Origin of the sequence: Paraburkholderia sp. SARCC-3016 (genome assembly GCF_031119615.1) — a bacterium.
Classification (GTDB): Bacteria; Pseudomonadota; Gammaproteobacteria; order Burkholderiales; family Burkholderiaceae; genus Paraburkholderia.
This window is the reverse complement of sequence record NZ_JAVHZD010000091.1, coordinates 1-1,278: the sequence shown is the minus strand read 5'-3', so window position 1 is coordinate 1,278 and position 1,278 is coordinate 1. Positions and strand designations below refer to the sequence as shown.

Below are 1,278 nucleotides of genomic sequence, written 5' to 3'. Positions count from 1 at the left end.
ATCACCTGGAAGAAGAGATTGGCCTGCTCGCGACTCATCGGCAGGTATCCGATCTCATCGATGATCAACAGGCGGTACGGATTGACGAAGCGTTTGAGCGCATCGCCCAGCTGGTTCTGTCGATGTGCCGTGGTTAGTATCATCAGCAGGTCCGCCGCCGTAATGAAGCGCACTTTGATGCCGGCCTGCGTTGCCGCGTAACCCAGCGCCATCGCGATGTGCGTTTTTCCAGTACCGCTTGGTCCAAGCAATACGACGTTCTCGTTGCGTTCCAGGAACGCAAGGCTCGCCAGCTCCTGAACCTGCGATTTCGGCACGCCGCTGGCGATCGCGAAGTCGAAGCCATCCAGCGTCTTGATTGCCGGGAAGCCTGCCAGGCGTGCGAACGTCGCGCGCTGTCGGGCGAGCCGCGCCGTGTGCTCTGCCTTCAACACCGATTCCAGGAACTCGGTCAGGTTCGTCTCATCGGCAATAGCCTTCTGCGCCAGGTGCGGCAACACGTCTGCGACAGTCGTGAGCTTGAGCTGGGCGCATAGCTGCGCCACGCGTTCATGGGCGAGGTTCATGCTGCAACCCGGATCAACTGGTCATACACTGACAATGGATGCTGCAACGGAGACAGCCAGTCGTGGAATCGCTCACGCAGCTCTTGCCCGCTCGCTGGCGTCGTTGCCGGCAACAATGCCGGATACGGCGGCGGCAGGCTCTGCAATGCCTTCTGCTCCACCAGCAGTTGCTCGCCCGGCTTGAGCCTGGTTGTTCCATGTATCCGCACGTGTGCGACCTCGCGTAACCAGCGCCAGACTTCGGTGTTGGCTGTCGTCACGTCCAGTTCGACGCCCGCCGCCTTGAACTGCGCGGCCAGCGGCACGTAGAAACTGCGACGCAAATAACCGTTCATCCGCTCGACCTTGCCTTTAGTCTTGGCGCGATAGGGCTGACACAGCTCGGGTTGAAACCCGTAGTGCCGTGCAAAGTCGAGGAACCCTGGCTGGAAGCGATGCCGCTTCGGGCCATACGCGTCCCGCTCGATTACGACGGTCTTCATATTGTCGTAAAGCCCCCGGCGGGGCACACCGCCGAACCAGTTGAAACAGTTGGCGTGACACATCAGCAACGTATCGAGTCGCATGTCGGAAACGAATTCGACATACGTGGCGCGGCTATAGCCCAGGGTGGCGACGAACGCGAACAGGTTTGCTCCCTTGCGCCTGCGGAACTCGACCCAATCCGCTTGCATCTGATCGCCCGCAGCAGTCTCGAATCGGATCAATGGAT

The 1,278-nt window shown here is 60.3% G+C and carries 2 protein-coding genes; both read right to left on the bottom strand.

All coding sequences use genetic code 11. The features are described 5' to 3' along the window. A partial coding sequence (locus QYH69_RS35815; protein WP_308836333.1) for an ATP-binding protein occupies positions 1-566 on the bottom strand: 566 nt, incomplete at its 3' end. Next, on the bottom strand, positions 563-1,278 hold a 716-nt coding region (gene istA, locus QYH69_RS35810), incomplete at its 5' end, for an IS21 family transposase (protein WP_308836332.1). The genes istA and QYH69_RS35815, both read right to left, overlap by 4 nt.